This is a genomic window from Leeuwenhoekiella sp. ZYFB001 (assembly GCF_011784865.1).
Classification (GTDB): Bacteria; Bacteroidota; Bacteroidia; order Flavobacteriales; family Flavobacteriaceae; genus Leeuwenhoekiella; species Leeuwenhoekiella palythoae.
Genome location: NZ_CP050460.1, coordinates 2,871,240 through 2,887,872, shown reverse-complemented (window position 1 = coordinate 2,887,872; position 16,633 = coordinate 2,871,240). Strand labels below are relative to the sequence as shown.

At 34.9% G+C, this 16,633-nt stretch carries 9 protein-coding genes; all 9 read left to right on the top strand.

Annotation, left to right across the window (positions count from 1 at the left end; genetic code table 11):
• Positions 1–144: 144 nt before the first annotated feature.
• The 9 genes from HCN54_RS12465 to HCN54_RS12425 all read left to right on the top strand — a co-directional run bounded on the left by HCN54_RS12465 (position 145) and on the right by HCN54_RS12425 (position 16,628).
• A complete protein-coding gene (locus HCN54_RS12465; RefSeq protein ID WP_167598054.1) occupies positions 145–1,548 on the top strand; it encodes a hypothetical protein in 1,404 nt (467 codons plus the stop codon).
• 80 nt (positions 1,549–1,628) lie between these two features.
• Positions 1,629–4,649 (top strand): SusC/RagA family TonB-linked outer membrane protein, encoded by a 3,021-nt coding sequence (locus HCN54_RS12460; protein WP_167598053.1) that lies wholly within the window; start codon positions 1,629–1,631, stop codon positions 4,647–4,649.
• A gap of 3 nt (positions 4,650–4,652) precedes the next feature.
• The gene (locus HCN54_RS12455) at positions 4,653–6,233 is read left to right on the top strand and encodes a RagB/SusD family nutrient uptake outer membrane protein (protein WP_167598052.1); all 1,581 of its coding nucleotides are present in this window, start codon (positions 4,653–4,655) and stop codon (positions 6,231–6,233) included.
• A 16-nt stretch (positions 6,234–6,249) separates the two neighbouring features.
• Positions 6,250–7,710: a hypothetical protein gene (locus HCN54_RS12450; RefSeq protein ID WP_167598051.1), complete on the top strand. Its 1,461-nt coding sequence runs from the start codon at positions 6,250–6,252 to the stop codon at positions 7,708–7,710.
• Positions 7,711–7,732: 22 nt separating this feature from the next.
• Positions 7,733–9,373: a glycoside hydrolase gene (locus tag HCN54_RS12445; RefSeq protein ID WP_167598050.1), complete on the top strand. Its 1,641-nt coding sequence runs from the start codon at positions 7,733–7,735 to the stop codon at positions 9,371–9,373.
• A 667-nt stretch (positions 9,374–10,040) separates the two neighbouring features.
• Positions 10,041–11,630, top strand: a complete 1,590-nt coding sequence (locus HCN54_RS12440; protein WP_167598049.1) for a glycoside hydrolase — start codon at positions 10,041–10,043, stop codon at positions 11,628–11,630.
• A gap of 14 nt (positions 11,631–11,644) precedes the next feature.
• Positions 11,645–13,051: a sugar porter family MFS transporter gene (locus HCN54_RS12435; protein WP_167598048.1), complete on the top strand. Its 1,407-nt coding sequence runs from the start codon at positions 11,645–11,647 to the stop codon at positions 13,049–13,051.
• A complete protein-coding gene (locus HCN54_RS12430) occupies positions 13,048–13,764 on the top strand; it encodes an SGNH/GDSL hydrolase family protein (RefSeq protein ID WP_167598047.1) in 717 nt (238 codons plus the stop codon). The genes HCN54_RS12435 and HCN54_RS12430 overlap by 4 nt, the downstream gene beginning before the upstream one ends.
• Complete coding sequence (locus HCN54_RS12425) at positions 13,752–16,628, top strand: glycoside hydrolase family 2 TIM barrel-domain containing protein (protein ID WP_167598046.1); 2,877 nt, start codon at positions 13,752–13,754, stop codon at positions 16,626–16,628. The genes HCN54_RS12430 and HCN54_RS12425 overlap by 13 nt, the downstream gene beginning before the upstream one ends.
• The last annotated feature ends 5 nt before the right edge of the window (positions 16,629–16,633 follow it).

Below are 16,633 nucleotides of genomic sequence, written 5' to 3'. Positions count from 1 at the left end.
ATATTTGTTTTTGTAATTATTGTTTAATCCATTTTATAAGTTTTTCTTAACTACTTCGCAAACGTTTAAGGTTAAGGTAAAACTTTTGATGCCGTATTGTTTAAAACCAAACTAAAGACTTTCATAAATTAAAATTGATTCATTTTGAGAAAATTTAATTACCTAATTTGTATAGCGTCACTTTTACTTAGTGCCCTTTTTACGAGTTGTCAAGAAGATGATATCGTTCAAGTCGATTCAGCTCCTGAATTTTTCGACACCGGAGAAAAAATATCATCATTACCGGGACTAATGGTTAATCTGCAAAGCAGAATAGAAGATCAAGCTGGAATAAAATCTATAAGATTATTGTATGAGCCTTGGTTTCTAGATAAAACTATTGTTAAGGATTCTCTACCTGAAACCTATGAATTAAATTATGCATTTCAAATTCCGGAGGATGAGGAAGAAGGTACTTCTCACGCTTTAGAGTTAATTGCTGAAAATTCAGGTGGAATTATCACACGACAGATAATTGAAATCTCGTTGGATGCGGATTTCGAAAACCCTGTATTGACAATTCAGAGTCCAGATGACAATGCAACAGTACAAATTGGAGAAGGAAATGAGATAATGTTTGAGCTTAATCTAACAGATAATAAAAGTTTGGCTAAGCTTAAGATTGAAAGTGATGTATTAAATGAAACAATTGACTTAACAGGCTCTTCTTTTACTTATAATAAGTCTCTCAACATTGAAGATGCGGCCATTTATGAATTTGTCTTTACCCTAAGTGATGCCGCAGGAAATACTACTACCACTTCAACAACTATTAATGTAGTAGAGGATCTTAATTTTATTGATATGTATTTAGCTGATGATTCAGAAAGGATTTCTTTCAACACAGCTTTAACGGGTTATCCGTACCCGGCTCAGGGGAGTACTTCTGCAAATGAACAGGGATACGTCTTTAGTATTGATTATTTGGCTGAAGAAGATAATACAGGAGTTTATTTTGTAGCGCAAAAATCCGGTTTTGGACCTTTTAGTTTTGGAGCTAATCCTGAAGAGGAGGGGGAGCTTATAATAGGAGCAGATAGTAACCTCACCCCAATTATCCTTGAAGAAAAAGGCTATTATAATATTTCAATGGACCTGAGAGATCTTTCCTATAAAGTGACCCCAATTGCTGCGACCTCGCCTGAGAATGTGAATTCAGGTTTTACAGGGGTATATATAACAGGTTCAGGTCTTAAAGTTAATGGTGTTGATATTACAAGATTTAATCCTGCGAATAGCTCAGCGTCACTCAATATTAATCCAGATTTTCAATATAGATATTCAGGAGATTTAGAATTTAATGAAGAGTCTGGACAATTTATCTTTATTGGTAACCAAGTAAATTATAGCATTTTCTGGAGATTGAATAGTGGAGCTATTGAATCTGCTAATGCATTAGTACCTCAAGGTGGAAATAATTGCGCTTTTACTACTCAATATGAAGGGGAATATACTGTAGTGGTTGATATTTTTCTGAACACCTTTACCATTGCTAAAAAATCAGAATAAATCACTGTAATAAATATATAGACATCACTAACAGTGGGGGTGAATGATGCTGTCCTAATGTTAGATAAATACTTTACGATATGAAAATTTTTAAGACTTTTTTCAATACGCTTCTATTCTTAGTAGCACCTGTAATTTACAGTCAGTCTCAAGTCACCGGAATAATCAAAGATGATCAAGGAACAATACTACCAGGAGTGAATGTCATCGAAAAAGGGACGAATAATGGAACTGTAAGCGACTTTGATGGGAATTTTACGATTGAAGTTAATGAAAATGCCATACTGGTTTTTAGCTATTTAGGCTTTCAAAAACAAGAGATTTCAGTTGATTCACAATCCGTAATAAATGTTATACTAAAAGGCGATCAAGAATCATTAGAAGAAGTAGTAGTTATAGGATATGGTGCTGTAGATAGGGATAAGGTTAGCAGTTCTATATCAACAGTTGAAGGAGAAGAGTTGACTAAAATCGTTGCCAGTAACCCAGCAGAAAGTTTGCAAGGAAAGGCTGCAGGAGTACAAGTTCTTTCGGGAGGTGGAAATCCGGGAGCATCTCCGCAAATTTTAATTCGAGGGGTTACGTCAAACAACGGGACTTCTCCACTCATAGTTTTAGATGGTGTGCCCCAACCTCAAGGTACATCTTTAAATTTTTTAAACCCTGCAGATATTAAAAATTTCCAAATCTTAAAAGATGCTTCGGCTTCAGCAATTTATGGGTCGCGAGCTTCCAATGGGGTAGTGCTTATAACAACAAAAAGAGGAAAACAGGGAAAGGCTAGCATTAATGTTGATTTTTCGCAAGGATATCAAAGATTAGAGAAGATTGAGCTTGCAAATGCCGAAGAGTACATTCAAGTCATGAATCTAAGACGAACTAATGATGGTAGTGCACCATTATATAATGCTGAGGATTTCACAGCTGATACTGATTGGTGGGATGAAACTATTGAAAATTTTGCTCCTGTTACTAATTTAAATATAAGAGCAAGTGGAGGTTCTGAGAACGCAAAATTCTCAGCTAGTATGAGTTATTTTAATCAAGATTCTAATTACAGTAAAGGTAATTATGAAAAGATCACAGCCCGATTTAATACAGACTTTAAGCTTTCGGATAAGGTGACCTTAAAGCAAGATTTAAATCCTAGACTGGAAAATTTTGGGAATACGCCCAATCTTCTTTATAGTATTTTGAGAATAGACCCACTGACCGAGGTGTATTTACCCCAAGAAGAAAGAACAGGTAATATATTCAGTATTTATGCACCAAGTAATAATCAAGTGCCTAATCCGGTTGGAAATGTCGCTAGGCTTTTTAATGAAACGAAATTTTTTGCGCTGATTTCTAATACTCAACTTAATTACGAAATCACTGATGCTTTAACATTTAACTCTCAGTTAGGATTGAATATCAATAAGTCCACTCAAGATATTTTTAACCCAACGTATTTTACAACTCCTAATCAACAGCAGGAGATAAACAATATCTCTAGGAGGGTAAATGAAAATTTTGATTATGTGTTCAATAATACAATTAACTATACCCAAACTTTTAACAAGCATTACATAAACCTTTTAGGTGGAGTTCTTTTTGACTCTCAGAAATTTAATTATGTATCGGCCTTTAGAGAAGATATTCCTAGTGATGAAAATCCTGACCTAAGATATCTTGACGCTGCTACAGGAGAAGGAATTTCTGTAGGAGGGAATGAAGCAGTTGAAACTATTTTTTCTGGAATTTTCAGAGGTATTTATAGTTATGATAACCGCTATTTTTTTACGGGTACTTTAAGAGCAGATGAATCGTCAAAATTTGCTAAAGGAAATAGATTAGGTGTTTTTCCAAGTGTTTCAGTTGCTTGGGATATCGATTCAGAGTCATTTTTTGATGTAGACTTTATAAATAATCTAAGACTTAAAGCTGGGTATGGTCAAATTGGGAATCAAAATATTAACCGCAATGGACAATTTTTTGCAATAGGAACAGGAAACTACGTTTTTGGAGGAGAACGGGTGGTTACTAATTTCTTATCACAATTCGGAAATCCGAACTTAAAATGGGAAACGGTAGAGGATAAGAACTTTGGTATTACAGCAGCTCTATTTAATAATGCACTTGACTTTACAATAGAGTATTACGAAAAAACGTCAAAAGACTTATTGTTTAACGTTGAGTTGCCTAACTATACAGGAATCCCAGGACGCGTTGCACAAAATGTAGGTAGCTTTAAATCTAAAGGATGGGACATTCAAATTGGATATACAAAGGCTCTAGGTGATTTTGAATTAGGGTTAGATCTAAATGTTTCTACTAATGAAAGTAGGGCAGTAGCACTAGCACCGGGGAATGAACAACTGTTTGGGCAGAATCGTTCGGATTTGGGAAATAGATTTATAAAAATCACCGAACTAGGAGAGCTCGTAGGCTTGTTTTATGGCTTTGAAACAGATGGGATTTTTCAAAATCAAACAGAAATAAATAGTCACTCTTCCGAAACAGGTCAATTAATACAACCAGATGCCCAACCAGGTGACTTAAAATTTGTAGATATTAATGGAGATGGTATTCTAAATGATGATGATTTAACTACAATAGGTAACCCGTTTCCTGATTTTTATGGAGGGTTTTCCACCAATTTAAAGTACAAAAATGTTGATTTCTCAATGCAGTGGTATGGTACTTTAGGAAATGAAGTTTTTAATTATACAAGAACTTTTATAAATGCTGGTACTCAAGATGTAAATATTGCTTCTGGCACTTTAGGTCGCGTATGGACGAGCGATAATCCAAATGCTGAATTTCCTAGACTTACCTTATTAGATAGAAATGGTAATTATCAGCGACCATCAAGTCTATTCATTGAAGATGCGTCTTATCTAAGATTACGTAACGTTCAATTAGGATATAACCTTAATGTTAAAGGCTTGCAGAAGGCTAGAATTTATATTTCAGGCCAAAACCTTTTGACTCTAACTAAGTATTCTGGGTTTGATCCAGAAGTCGGAGCTGGAGGAGATATTATAAATGACTTTGGTGTTGATTACGCAAGATTTCCAGTTACAAGAACGTACCTACTAGGCTTTAATTTAACTTTTTAAGATATGAAAAATATAATTTTATTTTTAGGATTGATACTTACTTTTTTAGCAACAAGTTGCAGTAAAGAAGAATTTTTGGATCAACCCTTACGAGGAAGGCAACAGTTAGACGATTTCTTTTCATCACCTGAAAATGCAGAGCTATTCGTAAATTCTGTTTATGCAAAAGTAAATGGAGAGAGTTGGTTTCAAATCGAGTTTTTTAGACAAATCTGTGAAATGTCTACAGATGATAATTGGGCAGGAAATACAGAACAACCACGTCCGGATATATCAGGAATAGCAGCTTATAATGTATTTGCAGGATCTTTTTATATAAATGCATTTTGGGAGAATACATATATTGGAATTACTAGAGCAAATATAGCACTAGAGCGTATCCCAGAAGTAGAAATGGAAGAGGAACTTAAAGCCCGTCTACTTGCGGAGGCTAGATTCTTGAGAGCATGGTATTACTATGATCTTGTAAGAAACTATGGAGGAGTTCCTATCGTGACAACATATACAGAGTTATTAGAGCCTGAAATAAATGATAAGGTCAGATCAACCGTAGATGAAGTTTATGATTTCGTAGAAGAAGATTTATTACTTGCTATAGAAGATTTACCTAGGAAAAGCGAGTATGCACCATCTGATTTAGGTAGAATTACTAAAGGTGCTGGGCTAATGCTATTGGCTAAAACCTATCTGTATAGAGAAAAATGGGAGCTTGCTCAAGCTACTGCCCAAAAAGTTATTGATTTATCTGAGTATCAACTCGAGCCACGTTTTGAAGATATTTTTAGTGTTGACAATCACCATGGTGTGGAATCAATATTTGAAGTTGATATGATTACAAATCCCACTTTTGCCAATATAGGAGGACATATAAGTACAACTGCTGGAAGTCGCGCTGATCAAGGATTTGGATGGTGCATGCCAACGAGTGATTTAGAAAATGCTTATTTATCAGAAGGGGATGAAATACGATTGAGATCTACAATCATAAAACACGGGGAACCAGTATATGGTGATCCGGATAACACATCTTATGATGCAGCGCCTGATAGGAATAAATCAGGTCGAGTAAGTAGAAAAGCTTATATACCACTTGCTAAACGAGAAGTGCCTTATGTTCGTGGTCAACATCCATTACCTGTAATACGTTTTAGATATGCAGATTTACTCCTTATTCATTCAGAAGCATCATATTTTTCTGGCGATGAAAACGCAGCTTTAAATTCTTTAGAGCAAGTTCGTGATCGAGTAAATTTGGAAACCGATAGATCTCTATCTGGAAATGCATTAAGAGATGCCATATGGAAGGAAAGAAGACTTGAACTAGCTCTGGAACAACAAAGACTATTTGATTTGCGTCGTCAAAAACTCAATGGCGAACCACGTATTGCTTCCATATTAGGGCCTAATGGTACCTTTGTTAAATATAATACTGAAGTAAGTACGGATTCTTTTGAAACCACAAACCTTGGAGAGCCACAAAACAAAGGAGCTTTGTTTGATGTAAATGTTCATATGCTTTGGCCAATACCACCTGAAGAAATTCAATTATCAAGAGGTAACATAACTCAGAATCCTGGGTATTAATAATTGGCTAGGTAATATGAAAAGCAGGTTAAAAAGTATAGTGATAACAGGATGTTTTTCCGCAGTTTTCTCAATTGTTGGATGTGATCGCGATAATTTTACAGACTCTAATGATTTTAAATATCAGCAAATAGAAGATTTGTCTGAAGAAATTGATGAAGATACCTTAGGCCCATATTTCGCAACTTCATCAAAATTAACCCAGTTATCTATTGATTATTCTGACCCAAAACCTATAAAACCTGAAATCTATGGAGTAAACAACGACTGGAGAAGAATTACTGGTTCAATGTACACTTCTTTTCAATCTGCTTTAGAAGAAATCAATTACAAGCTTATTAGATTTCCGGGAGGCTTTGAATCAGAATATTATGACTGGAGCGAAAATAGAACTCCAGATTGGCCTAATAAACCGGATATTCCAGGTGCAGATATTTCAGCAATTAAACAATCCAACCCTAATGCGATAAGTATAGTAATACCTATTCGTTTGGCAATGTTAGAAACGGTTTACTCAGCTTCATGGGAGGATGCCATTGAGAAATTAAAACTTGAAGCCGAAGAAGCGGTTGAATTAACTGGGGCTGATAATATTCTAAGTGTAGAAATAGGTAATGAGTGGTGGCTTCAATTTGCGGGGCAAAATGTAGAACGAGAAGATAAATTACTCAAATATACAGAAATCGCTAAGCGACTTGCTCTCCACTTAAGAAATAAATTTCCTGAAGCACCTTTCAAGATTTTGGTGAATGGAGATTATACTGAGCCTCAAGAGTTTGCTCTTATTCGTGATGTATTTGGCCCAAACTTAGATGACATAGATGGAATGGCGCTGCACATATATACAGGTTATGATTCTGAAACGCATAACATTCGTGATTTACAAAAAAAGATAGACGATTGTCAAGCTAACTTAGGTAAAACTTATCTGTCATTGTCTGAATGGGCTCCAGCAAAAGCATATAATAACGGAAAAGTTTATGCTCAAGGAGCCAATTTACTTGTAGAACAAATTTATGAGCATGCACTTGCAGAAGCAGATGAGGCAGCTTTTTGGCCTCCTACGAATCCCGCAATACCTGGTTTAGGGTTATTTAATTTTCAACTTACATTAACGTATCCAACTGCACAACTTTTCAAGGATATGGCTACTGACTTCAATGGAGAGGTCTTAGGTGTAGTAGACGGGGATGTTAGAGGTGCGGCTGCAAGTAATAAAGACGGTAATATTGTGATTTATATTACTGGAATGGAAGAACCTTATACCACAGTGACCTTAGATATTAAGAAAAATATATCTGAGGTAGTGTCTGTTCAAATGTGGCAACCAGGGAATTTAGAAGATACTGCCGATGCTATTCCAATGAATTCAATCGATAATTTTCCATTTTATATCGATGGTAAAACAATAATGTTTAACGTAAATGAAAATAGCAATTACTGTATATATAAACTAGTAGTAGATGTAATTGACTAATTGAAAAAATAACAATAAAATTATGTATACCGTACGAAATATTCAATTAACATTAATTCTTCTATTTGTACTACTTTGGACTGGTTGTGAGAAGGATAATTTCACAGATCCAAATGATACTAAATTCGATTCTGAAATTCAAAGTATTACCTTAAATCTTGACCAAACTTACCAAACGATTGATCATTTTGGAGCCTCTGGTGGTTTTCAAGATCAATGGATTGGAAAATGGCCAGAGGCTACTAAAGAACCAATAGCAAAATTGCTATTTAGCACAAGTATGGACGATCAAGGAAATCCTGAAGGTATAGGTTTGTCCTTATGGCGTACGATTATCGGAGATGGCGCAGCAGATCAAATAAACAGTGGTTTTCGTGCAAATTCCTGGTTTCGAGAGACAGAATGTTATTTAAATCCTGATGGGAACTTTAATTTTAACAAACAAATGGGGGAGCAATGGTTTCTTTCAAAAGCTAAAGAATATGGTGTGAATAAATTCTCAGCTTGGGCTACCACTCCCCCTTATTTTATGACAAAGAATGGATACACGTTCAGTACTTCAGAAGTACCGACCTTTAACTGTAATCCAGAGGCTTATGATGATTATGCCAATTTCCTTGCAGATGTATTAGATTATTATGAGACTCAGGGCTATAATTTTTTAACCGTTTGTGCATTTAATGAAACTCAATACGAATGGAATGCAGAGGTGGGTGAAGCGAGTCAATCTGGTACTCGAGCCACTAATAGTGAAGTAGCTGCTGTTACGAGAATTATGAATGATGTCTTTAGAGCAAAAGATTTGAATGCAAAAATAATGATACCTGAAGCTGCTCAACTAGCATATCTTTATGAAGGTAATCAGAATACTACAAATCAAATCTATGAGTTCTTCAATTCTGACAGTCCCAATTATATAGGGGATTTAGAATATCTATCTAATCATGTAGCCGGTCATAGCTATTTTAGTAATAATACTACAGAGCAATCACTTACACAGCGAACTTCCTTGCGTGATGCACTAGCATCTTCCGAAAAAAACTTGGATTATTGGCAAACGGAATATAGTTTACTCGGAGCTGCTTATCAGCAAGGAATGGATATTGCAACCTTTGACGAAATAGATTACGCGTTATGGTTAAGTCGTATTATACATACAGATTTAGTCTATGGTGATGCTACAGGATGGAGTTTTTGGACTGCTTTTAATCAATCTAAATTTGGTGATCATCCTTTTCGTTTCAATCTTATTTTGTACACACCCAACAGTAATGGACCATCTCATACTGATGGTACATATCAAGAAAATAAATTGCTTTGGGCTTTAGGTAATTATAGTAGGTTTGTGAGACCTGGAATGGTGCGTTTTGATATCAAAGACCCAGAATATTCAGAAGCTTCTTCTGCTGTTGAGAATTTTATGATTTCAGGATTTAAAGATGAGACCACTAATGATATTGTTATGGTAATAGTTAACAATACAGATCTTGATAGATCAGTAACTTTTGAATTAACAACTGATGCCTTACAATTGGATGAAGATTCTTTGAAAATGTACATTACTTCTCAACAAAGTGACCTCAAAAAATTAGATGTGAATTTTAACGATATTGTAATCCCTTCTAAATCAATTGTTACATTAACTGCGAGTACTAAAAGTTAATACTAATCGAATAGAATTATGTCTGGTTGATTATAGTTTAAAAAATTTTTAAAGCATTGCTAAAAGGAGGTCGTACATGAATAGGCCTCCTTTTTATTTTAGTAAAATTTTACGGTTAGCACATAGCTACATCGTTTTCAATACAACTTATTATATCTATCCGTTCTATCCCGATAAATTAAATAATTGTCATATAGCTTGAAATAGCAGTAATACTAGGACTTTTTTAGTTGCTAAAGTTTTCAGATTATGTTTTACCCTAAAATTGTAAAATTATCCATTTTATAAGACACTCTGTCCATTTTATTCAAGTTTGATTAGATATATCTTTGAAATGGATATTTAATTAACTGTTATAAGCTACTCGTGCAAAAATACTCCAGAGAGAACTTATTACTAAGGTTAAGAACCTACGTCAAGTGGTAATACACTACTAATTATATTGATAAGAATGTGAATACATTCAATATATAATTCAATTTGTAGAAGGGTAAATACTTGTTTAATTCAAGCAATTAGGATCATTTACCGTGCTATAAAATCTAATTAGCATAGAATGATTAATGAGAGTAAAAGTATCACGTAAAAATATCCCTTGATTTTAATAAAAGTCGCGTTGAAATTAATGATGTAAAAGCTAAGAAGCGATTATTATGACCCTAAACATATGAAGACAAAACTTTTAAATACATACAAAACGTTCTTAGTATTTCTATTTTTTGTAAATCTATTTTCAATAAATTATGCTCAAACTACAACGTTAACTTTAGATGTTTATCAAAAATATCAGCCTATTGATGGCTTTGGAGCTTCCGATGCGTGGAGGACTCAATTTGTTGGTAAAAATTGGCCTGATAATAAAAGAGAGCGTATAGCAGAATTATTATTCAGCCAAAAAGTCGACAACTATGGTAATCCTTTAGGTATAGGCTTAAGTCTATGGCGTTTTTACATAGGAGCTGGGTCATCTGAACAAGGTGTAAATTCTGACATAAACAATGAATGGAGAAGAGGAGAGTCATTTTTGAATGACAAAGGGGAGTATGACTGGACTAAGCAACAAGGGCAACAGTGGTTTTTAAGATCAGCGAAAAAGGCTGGGGTTGAAAAATTTTTAGCGTTTTCTATTGCACCGCCTGTATTTTGGTCATTTAATAGTAAAGCCTATTCGGCAACATCGAACGGCATATTAAATTTAAAGCCCGAGTTTTACGATGACTACGCAGAATTTATGATTCAGATATTGAATCATTTTAAATCTGAAGGTATTGCTTTTGATTATTTAAGTCCAATTAACGAACCGCAATGGGATTGGGAAAAAGCAACTCAAGAAGGCACGCCTGCTACAAATGCAAATATTACGTCATTAATAAAAATATTAAATGATAAAATTGAGGATAATCATTTAAATACTACGATTACTACTCCTGAGGCTGCTGATCTACGTTTTTTATATCAGAGCTATGGGAAGCCTCAACGAAGCAATCAGATAATTGAATTTTTTAGTGAATCAGACACCACTCAGTCAACTTATTTGGGAGGTTTAACTAACGTAAATCGTATTGTATCTGGTCATAGTTACTTTACTACTTGGCCTGTGTCTTCTTTAATTCAAAAAAGAATAGAGCTTAGTCGTATTCTTAATGAAAATAACGTTGGGTATTGGCAAAGTGAGTTTTGTATTCTTGAAAAATCTGATGAACTAGGACAAGGTAGTAAAAGAGATCTAGGAATGCCTACAGCACTTTATGTCGCTCGAGTTATTCACGCTGATCTTACTTTGGCCAATGCTAGATCATGGCAGTGGTGGACTGCAATTACCCGCGCAGATTTTAAAGATGGTTTGGTTTATTTAGATACTGGTGATCCAGATAATTTGTTTGATGAAGAACTTTTAAAATATGATGGTATAGTTCACGACTCAAAACTGCTTTGGGCCCTAGGGAACTATGCAAGATTCGTGAGGCCAGGAATGCACAGGGTAGAACTAAAAACTAACTTGAAGGAGCCTTTAGAAATACAATATAAAGACCTTATGGTATCTGCGTTCAAAGATGATAAATCTAATAAGGTTGTAATTGTTGCAATTAATTACAAAGATGAGTCTGATAAGCTATTTGTAGTTTCAGACGATATTAGTTTTAATTACGCATTTGAAACGTCAAAGGATAAAAATCTTGAACGAAGAGAAATAGTCAATAATGAAATAACGCTAGCCCCGAGGAGTATTACAACCCTAACTACGTTTTCACTTTAATATTTATTCACATCATGAGCAGTATAAAATTCAATTTTAAATATCTAATATTTCTTGCGCTGGTATCAGCAATGGGTGGATTTTTGTTTGGATATGATTGGGTTGTGATAGGCGGCGCAAAGCCGTTTTATGAACTCTATTTTGGAATTAGTGAACTGCCTTCTCAGCAAGGGTGGGCGATGAGTAGCGCCTTAGTAGGTTGTATTTTGGGGGCAGTACTCTCAGGGGTTGTTGCTGATAAATATGGGCGTAAAAATCCACTAATTCTTTCAGCGTCTTTATTTTCAATATCAGCGTTTGGTACAGGTTATGTCAATACTTTCGAACCCTTTATAATCTACAGACTTATTGGAGGTTTAGGAATAGGTTTGGCATCTACACTATCGCCTATGTATATAGCAGAAATTGCTCCTGCAAAATTCAGAGGTCAATTTGTAGCTGTAAACCAGTTAACAATTGTCATTGGAATATTGGCTGCCCAAATTGCAAATTATTTAATTGCAGAACCTATACCTAACTCGATGACCCCTAGTGATATATTAGGGTCTTGGAATGGTCAAGTCGGTTGGCGATGGATGTTCTGGGCAGAACTAATTCCTGCAGGATTATTTTTCATTTTAATGTTTATTGTTCCTAAAAGCCCACGCTATCTTGCTAAAATTAGAAAAGAAAAAATGGCTTTTAAAGTTCTAGAAGCAATAGGTGGTCATAGGTATGCGCAACAAGAGCTAGCCAATATGAAAGGAACACTGAAAGAGACAAATACAAAAAGTATTAAGTTATCGGAACTTACTAATAATAGAATTGCACCAATATTAATTATAGGTGTGGTGTTAGCATTTTTTCAGCAGTGGTGTGGGATTAATATAATATTTAACTATGCAGAAGAGATATTTACTGCAGCTGGCTATAGCGTTGGAGATATGCTTTTCAATATAATCATAACAGGAAGTGTAAACCTAATTTTCACATTTGTAGCTATGCGAACTGTAGATAGTTGGGGGAGACGCAAACTTATGTTGTTTGGTTCTATTGGGTTAGCAATGGTTTACGCGCTATTGGGTGGAGCCTACTATTTTAATTTTAATGGCTGGCCCGTATTATTATTGGTTATAGTTGCGATCGCGATTTATGCTATGTCTTTAGCTCCCATTACTTGGGTTGTGCTGTCAGAAATATTTCCAAATAGGTTGAGAGGTATAGCCATGTCAATTGCAACGTTTTCGCTTTGGATAGCATCTTTCATTTTGACATTTACATTCCCTATACTCAACGACCTCTTGGGATCTTACGGCACGTTTTGGGTGTATAGCTTTATCTGCATTATAGGCTACGTATTCATAAAAAATAAACTTCCAGAAACTAAAGGGAAAACTCTAGAAGAAATTGAATTAGAAATGGTAAATAAATCGGAAAAATGATTAAAGCAAATAGATGCTGTATTATTCTATTTTTTAGCCTCTTAACCGGAATGGTGAGTGCGCAAATAGCAGATAATACATACCTACACGATTTAAAGGAAGAGCTGAAAACTAAGTGGCCACATAATAGAACAATCAATTTGATTTTTCATGGTCATTCTGTACCCTCTGGTTATTCAACTAAAGGAGTGGTTGATCGACTTGGAGCATACCCCTTTTTAACGCTTAATGATATTAATAATAATTATCCTTATGCAGTTGTGAATAGTATAACTACTTCGATAGGTGGAGAACATGCAGAACAAGGTGCTCAACGAATTGATGAGGTTTTATCACATAATCCAGATGTTGTTTTTATTGATTATGCTTTAAATGATCGAAGCCTAGGGCTTGAAAAAGCGAAAGAGGCTTGGGAATCAATGATTATTGAATTGCTTGATCAAAATGTTAAAGTCATTTTGTTAACACCAACACCAGATATACGTGAAGATATTACATCCAGTGAATCCAAATTAGCATTACATAGTGAGTTAATTAGAGCTTTAGCAAAAAAATATCGTACAGGACTAGTTGATTCTTATCAATATTTTCAACAATTGAATAATAAGCTAAATCTTGAAGGGTTTATGGCTCAAAATAATCATATAAATTCTAAAGGGCATCGACTTGTAGCTAATCTTATTTTTAAAAATTATTTCTCATGGGAAAATTAGAAGTATGCTTTAAGATAGTAAGGAATAACGAACTCTATTTTTATAAATGTTGTTTAATAATTATCTGTTTGTCATTGAATTTTTCTTGTCAAATTGAGCAAAATGACACAATAAATCTTGCAGGATCTTGGGATTTTAAAATTGATTCTCTCGATTTGGGGGAGCAAGAACAATGGTATAATAACCTTTTTGAAGATCAAGTAGAACTACCTGGTTCTATGTCAGAGAATGGAAAAGGAGATACTATAAATCTAGAAACAAATTGGACTGGAAATTTATGGAACGATAGTCTATGGTATAAAAGCGAGAAATATAAAAAATATCGTGAGAAAGATAATTTAAAAATATCTTTTTGGTTACAACCCGATAAAAGATATTACGGTGCAGCCTGGTACCAAAAGGAAATCGAAATTCCACAAGATTGGAGTAGCAAAATTGTTCAGTTTAGTATCGAACGGGCGCATTGGTATTCGAGCCTATGGATCGATGGAAAGAAAATAGGCGACCGCAATTATTTAGGCACACCTCATACTTATACGTTAGGTGTTCTTACGCCTGGTCCCCATACCCTAACAGTGAAAATGGATAATAGGGTCAAGGACATAAATGTTGGTCTTGATGCGCATAGTATATCTGACAATACACAAGGTAATTGGAATGGTTTAGTTGGTGATCTAAAACTGGAAGCCTTACCTAAAACTTATATTGAAAATGTACGCTTGTTCCCTAATGTGGTTGAAAAAAGTGTAAGAGCTGAAGTTATTGTTCAAAATACCACAAAAGAACAAAAAAATGGTAGTCTTGGGTTTCAGGCTAAAGGGTTTACTACAGGAGTTGAGAATATTGCGTCTATAAGTAAGGAGTTTCAAATAAAACCTGGGCAAAATAAATTTATAATAGAATACCCAATGGGTGAACATCCAGAATTATGGGATGAATTTCATCCTAACCTGTATACTATGGAGGTTTCACTAAGTGAAGGAAAAGGAATTCATAAAATATTTGAAAAGTTTGGAATGCGCAATTTCAAAGCGGTTGACACAAGATTTGAGATTAATGGTAAACCCGTTTTTTTAAGAGGAACTTTAGAGTGTTCAATTTTTCCAAATACAGGTTATCCTCCTACAGATAAAACAGCGTGGTCTAGAATTTTTGAAATTATTAAAAACCACGGTTTAAACCATATGCGATTTCATTCGTGGTGCCCTCCAGAATCAGCTTTTCAAGCAGCGGATGAGGCAGGTGTTTACCTACAGGTAGAGGCTTCAGCTTGGACTACAATTGGTGATGGGGCTCCAATTGATCAATGGTTGTATAAAGAAGCTGAAAGTATTCTAAGTACCTATGGTAATCATCCTTCATTTGTTATGATGGCGTATGGGAATGAACCGAGTGGAGCAAATCACAAAGAATATCTAATCGATTTCGTTGATCATTTGAAAACATTAGATGCAACTAAAATGTATACGAGTGCTGCCGGGTGGCCCTTTATAGAGAATGCAGATTATTTTAATACACCGAAGCCTCGAATACAGCAATGGAATGAGAATCTTAATAGTATAATTAACGCAAAAACACCGCAAACAACTTTTGACTATCATGAATTAATTGAAAAAACTTCAATGCCTGTTGTGAGTCACGAAATTGGACAATGGTGTGTATATCCTAATTTCAAAGAAATCTCCAAATACAAAGGCAATTTAAAACCTAAAAATTTTGAAATTTTTAAAGAATCACTTGCTCTAAATGGACTGGCGCACCTTTCCGATAGTTTATTGTTAGCTTCTGGTAAGTTACAAACCTTGTGTTATAAAGCTGATATAGAAGCGGCATTAAGAACTAAAGATTTTGCAGGTTTTCAACTTTTGGATCTTCATGATTTTCCTGGTCAAGGTACGGCCTTAGTGGGGGTATTGGACGCATTTTGGGATGAAAAAGGATATGTAAGTCCAGAAGAATTTAAATCCTTTAGTGGGGCGACAGTTTCCCTGATTAGACTACCTAAACGTATATATAAAAATAATGATACCTTAAAAGCTTCAGTAGAATTAGCTCATTTTGGTGCTAAACCTCTCAAATTGGTCACTCCAAAATGGCAACTAGAAACACTCGAAGGTGATGTTGTAAAGAAAGGTACCCTTAAGCTAGTAGACTCAATACCTCTAGGTAATAAATATGAGCTCGGCAAGATTGAAATTGCACTTGATGAAATTAAACAAGAAAGTCAATTAAAACTAAGGGTAGAGGTTGCAGGTAATTTTAATTCTTGGGAGATCTGGGTTTATCCCAATAATCTTAAAAACTATAAGGAAGATATCAAGGTCGTTAACTTTCTAGACTCCCAAACTTTAGAATTTTTAAAAGAGGGAGGGAAAGTATTGTTAAACACACCTAAAGGCAGTATAGCTTCAGAATATGGAGGTGATATTGCAGTGGGCTTTTCAAGTATTTTTTGGAATACATCTTGGACCAATGGGCAAAAGCCACACACTTTAGGTATTCTATGCGATCCTGAGCATCCTGCGTTAGCTAAATTCCCTACCCAATTTCATTCAAATTGGCAATGGTGGGACGCTATGAGTCACAGCAATGTCATAATAACAAGTAAACTAAATCCTGAGTTAAAACCTATAGTGCGTGTAATAGATGACTGGTTTGAAAATCGAAGCTTAGCCTTAGTAACAGAAGCTAAAGTTGGTAGAGGTAAATTACTTATTTCCGGTATTGATCTGAATACAAACCTTAACTCAAGAGTCGAAGCACAACAGCTCTTACACAGCCTGAAAAGTTATATGGTTGGAAGCAAATTTGATCCTCAAGTTGAACTTGAAGCCGATCAACTACTAAGCATTTACAACCTATAAGTAAA